Genomic DNA, 4,900 nt, shown 5'->3' on the forward strand with positions numbered 1-4,900 from the left:
CAAAACTTTTAATTTATTTTGTTAAGTTGTTTGTGTGTCTCTTAGCGACGAGATTTATCTTACCATGTTAAATAAACTTATCTTACTTTATATTATATTAATTAACATAATTATTTCTATATTACTAGTTTTTTCATCAAAATACTTATTTATTCTTATATTGATACACCTGGTTAAGTTTAAGTTGTTATATTACCATTTTATCCCTACCAATGCAATTTAACCTCTAAATAAAAAGTAAAAACTTTTATATTTAAACTAACTCTAAAAAAAACATCTATTTATCAACCAATTTTTATTAATTTTAAGTACCCTATATTAAATTATTAATATTTAAAATTGATAAAAATAATTGAAATTGAGTTACTTCACCATTTAATTTTAAATTCTACTTATACTATCTTTTATTAATTTGAATTTACTATTTTTAAATACTATAATTTTTATATAGTTCTTTTAATAAAGGAGGCTTTCTTATGCCTAAAATAATAAAAAATGTACGTGAAGATTTATTAGCTGAAGGAAAGAAAGAATTATTAGCTAACGGATATTTAAATTTAAATATAAGAAATATAACGAAGAAATGTAATATAGGTACTGGAACCTTCTATAATTATTTTAAAAACAAAGAACAACTTGTTCTAGATATACTTTCTACAGATTGGAATGATATATTAGATGATTCTAATGAAATAATTGAAAAAGATATTTCCTTTAAAGAAAAATTAAGTATTATTTCTAATGATATAAATGGCTTTTTAAAAAATTATAGACTTATATTTTCAGAAATGGCTAAGCATACATCCAAAAATCACTACGTTATAGACCCAATGTATAAAATTTTAGAAGAAATAATTGATATTCATATTGAAAAAGAAGAAATAAATCCACCTATTTCATCGGATAAATTAGCTTACTTCTTATTGAATAATCTAATATTAGTATCTCGTTCAAAATTAACTTTAGATGATATACTTGTATTATTAAATATTTAATGAAAAATAAAAAGCTATAAACACCAACTAGTGTTTATAGCTTTTTTCTTATTATCAATCTAATATTATCGATCTAATATTTTCAATCTAGCTTTTAATTTAACATTTTAAAGTAGCTTTTTCATTTGACTAGCTAAAGGATCTGCTAAGGTTCCCATAATTACCTGAACATTCTTTCCATCTAATTTCATTACTCCACTAGCACCAGCTTTTTTTAATGCAGCTTCATCTATTATAGAAGCATCTTTTAATGTTAATCTTAATCTTGTTATACAGTTATCTAAAACTTCAATATTTTCTTTACCACCAAGAGCAGCTAAAACAACTTCTGCTTTTTCTGCTAGTGTACCACCTTTAGATGGATTATTGTCTGATTTTGAAACTTTTCCTGAAGTATTTGGTTCATCTTCATTTCCCTCATCAAAATCATCTTCTCTACCTGGTGTTTTAAGATTAAATTTCTTAATAAAGAATACAAATAAGAAGTAGTAAATTATAAAGGCAACAACACCCATTGCTAATAGATATAATTGATTATGTCCTTTACCAAAATATAATACGTAGTCAATCAATCCACCTGAGAAACTAAATGCCAGATGGACATTTAGAGCGTAGGCCACTGCCAATGATATACCTGTTAATATTGCATGTATTACATAAAGTATCGGTGATAAGAACATGAATGCAAATTCTATTGGTTCTGTTATACCAGTTATTATTGCTGTTAATGCTAATGATAAGAACATACCACCAACAACGGCTTTATTTTTCTTCTTAGCACAAACATACATCGCTAAACACGCTGCTGGTAAACCAAACATCATTATTGGATAGAAACCTGCTGTGTAAACCCCTGCTGTTGGATCCCCTGCTAAGTATCTTGAAATATCTCCAGTTGCTAATTGACCTGTAACTGGATTTGTAAAGCTTCCTAATTGGAACCATATTACTGTATTCATTACGTGATGTAATCCAATTGGTATTAATAATCTGTTTAAGAATCCATATATTCCTGCACCAAGAGCACCTGCTGCAACCATTATGTTAGCGAAGCCATCTAAACCGGCTTGGAATGTTGGCCAAGTATATCCAAAGAATACACCTAAAGCAACACATACTGCTGATGTTATTATTGGAACAAATCTTTTTCCACCAAAGAATCCTAAGAATTGAGGGACCTTAATATCTTTAAATTTATTATATAAAAGCCCTCCAACAACTCCGGCTACAACTCCACCAAAAGCACCCATTTTTATAGATGGATCAAATGATGTAGCAACATTTGTCATAACTAAGTATCCTAAAAGACCTGCTAACCCTCCAACTCCATTATTATCTTCTGAAAGGCCAAATCCAATACCAACTGCAAAAAGCATTGCCATATTATCACCAAAGGCAGCATTACCAGCAGCTTTAAGCCAAGGTATGTTAAGTACATCAGTATCTCCAAGTCTTAGTAATAAGCCTAATGCAGGCATTACTGCTATAGGAACCATTAAAGATTTACCTATTCTTTGAAGAAATCCTAAAACTTTTGAACCTTTTTTACTCATTCGTTCATTCCTCCTTGTAAGTTTTTACTTAAGTTTAAATTATGTCTTGTCTTTAAAGTATAATTTCTTTAAAAACATTAAGGCATTCTTATTTTTAAAGTCTTATAAATAAAAAAATGTATTTATTCCTTTTGAATACCTATATAAAAGTTTTATAATTTGTATTAAATTATTTTTTATTTATAAAACTCTTATACAGATATTCAAGACTTAAAGTTTCTCTAAACTAAATGATTTAATAAACTCACATTTAAAAATTTCCACACCTTACACAAAATTACCTATATTTTTACGTAAAAAAAGCTGAAAAGAACAAGTAATTCTTTTCAGCTAATGCCCAAAATCTATGGTTACACGCTTACAATAATTTCTTAACATTCTGTTTATATTGTTTACATTTAAATATTACTATATCTTTTTTAGAGTGTCAACTTCAAATTCAACATATTTTTAAGATGTATTTTTTCATTTATAACAATATTATTTTGTTCATTCAGCCTTAATTTTATTACATAAAAATACAGTTTTTGAAATGATATTGTATAACTATAGTATTGACTTATAAAATCAAAAAATATATAATATAAACATAACATGTTACTGTTAAATCAGGCATAAGTTCTACTAAACTTATGCCTGTTTTTTTATATTTGATTCTATATATAGAAAGGATGTGAATTTCTTAACTTACATGATAAGTTGAGAAAATAAATATGTTTGGATTTTTTAAGAAAGATTTAAAATTAGTTGCTCCTGCAACTGGAAAAACTATCGATTTAGCACAAGTACCTGATCAGGTTTTCGCTGAAAAAATGGCTGGAGATGGAGTTGCAATAGAAGTAACTGGAGATACTATAGTTGCTCCTGCTGATGGAGAATTATCATTAGTATTCAAAACTAACCACGCTTTTGCTATGACTTTAAGTAATGGTATTGAATTATTAGTTCACGTTGGAATAGACACAGTTTCTCTTGAAGGAGAAGGTTTCGAAAGATTAACTGAGCCAGGACAACAAGTTAAAGCTGGTACTCCAATCTTAAAAATAGACAGAGACTTCATATTAGGAAAAGGATTAAAATTACATACGCCTGTATTAATAACAAATCCTGATATAGTAAAAGAAATGAAACCTGTTATAGGTGAAACAGTTACTGCTGGAAATGATACTGTTTTAACTTATAAACTTAAATAATTAAAAGCTGACTTTGTAGTCAGCTTTTTTATTTTCTATTCTTCTTTTCTTATTCTTTCAATATGCAATGCTAAGTAGCCAATTTCATCTTCTGTAACATTTAATCCAAAATCATCATTTATAGCTTTTGCTATTTCTTCTGCAACCTTAAAAGATTCCCTATATTTTAATTTTATAATATAAAGTAACTCATTCTTTATTGGAGTATTATTAATAAGTCTTTCAATTGCAAATCTTAAATGGCCAACAAACCTTGCATAAGATAAAGACGTTCTATCAACTTCAATATCAAAAGCATCTTCAATATATTCTACAGATGTATTAGCTATATAAGTATATTTTATTGTATGAGAAACTTCACCAGTTGTTCTAGCTGAATGTATATGCATAGCAATAAATCCAATCTCATCATCTACTATATCAACACCTGTGAATTCCTCAAGTTTTTTGACCATTTTACTTGCAGCTTCAAAATCCTTTGGATATAAAGTTTCTATTTCAACTAAGAATGGGTTTCTTAGAATCTCTCCCTTTTTCATTCTTTCAATGGCAAAAGAGACATGATCTATTAATCCTATATGTATGCTTTCATTTAAATCCTCATCAAATTCTTTTGAAACTTCTAATATTAATTCCTCACAAAAAGCAATAAATTTTTCATCATTACTTCCAACTACTCTTCTAAAGTTAGCAATATTATTTTCATCTTGTATAGTAAATATTTTTTCTATATAAGTATTTTCTGGTATCACCGAACCTCTTTTGTAATTGAAGCCTATACCTTTTGCAAATAATATAATTTCTTTTTCATCATCATTAACTAAAACTATATTATTATTAAAAGCTTTATTTACTTCATAAGCCTTTTCTGTCTTTTTAATCATAATAATCTCCTTTATACCATTAGATTATTCTAAGCTAATTTATATTAGTTTTCTATTTAAAATAATACTATATTCATTAGAGGTAAATATTAAGATAAATAAATTAACTATTTCTGCTTAATCACACAATAATTATAGCTTAAAATCCTTTTTTTTACTAATATAAAATTCGACTAGAATCGAGATATACTTTTCTCTGAATTCTAGCCGAAATTATACAAAACTATTTAACTATGATTAATTGTAATAATATAGTCAATTGAATCTAAATTAAT

4 protein-coding genes are annotated in these 4,900 nt (G+C 26.9%); 2 read left to right on the plus strand and 2 right to left on the minus strand.

Translation table 11 applies throughout. From position 1 onward, the window contains the following. The first annotated feature begins 476 nt into the window (after nt 1-476). Entirely contained in the window at nt 477-995 is a 519-nt protein-coding gene (locus OIF33_RS16935) for a TetR/AcrR family transcriptional regulator (protein ID WP_322505414.1), read from the plus strand. A 107-nt stretch (nt 996-1,102) separates the two neighbouring features. Here OIF33_RS16935 and nagE read toward each other — a convergent pair whose 3' ends face one another. Then, the gene (nagE, locus tag OIF33_RS16940) at nt 1,103-2,548 is read right to left on the minus strand and encodes an N-acetylglucosamine-specific PTS transporter subunit IIBC (protein WP_322505415.1); all 1,446 of its coding nucleotides are present in this window, start codon (nt 2,546-2,548) and stop codon (nt 1,103-1,105) included. Between the two features lie 713 nt (nt 2,549-3,261). Between nagE and OIF33_RS16945 the strand changes: the two genes are divergently transcribed. Further along, nucleotides 3,262-3,741, plus strand: coding sequence for a PTS glucose transporter subunit IIA (locus tag OIF33_RS16945; protein WP_322505416.1), 480 nt, complete (start codon nt 3,262-3,264; stop codon nt 3,739-3,741). Between the two features lie 35 nt (nt 3,742-3,776). Here the strand turns inward: OIF33_RS16945 and OIF33_RS16950 are convergent, their stop codons facing one another. Further along, a complete protein-coding gene (locus OIF33_RS16950) occupies nt 3,777-4,625 on the minus strand; it encodes a PRD domain-containing protein (protein WP_322505417.1) in 849 nt (282 codons plus the stop codon). Between the last annotated feature and the right edge of the window lie 275 nt (nt 4,626-4,900).

The sequence above is a fragment of the Clostridium sp. LIBA-8841 genome, assembly GCF_034439435.1.
In the GTDB taxonomy this organism is placed as follows: Bacteria; Bacillota; Clostridia; order Clostridiales; family Clostridiaceae; genus Sarcina.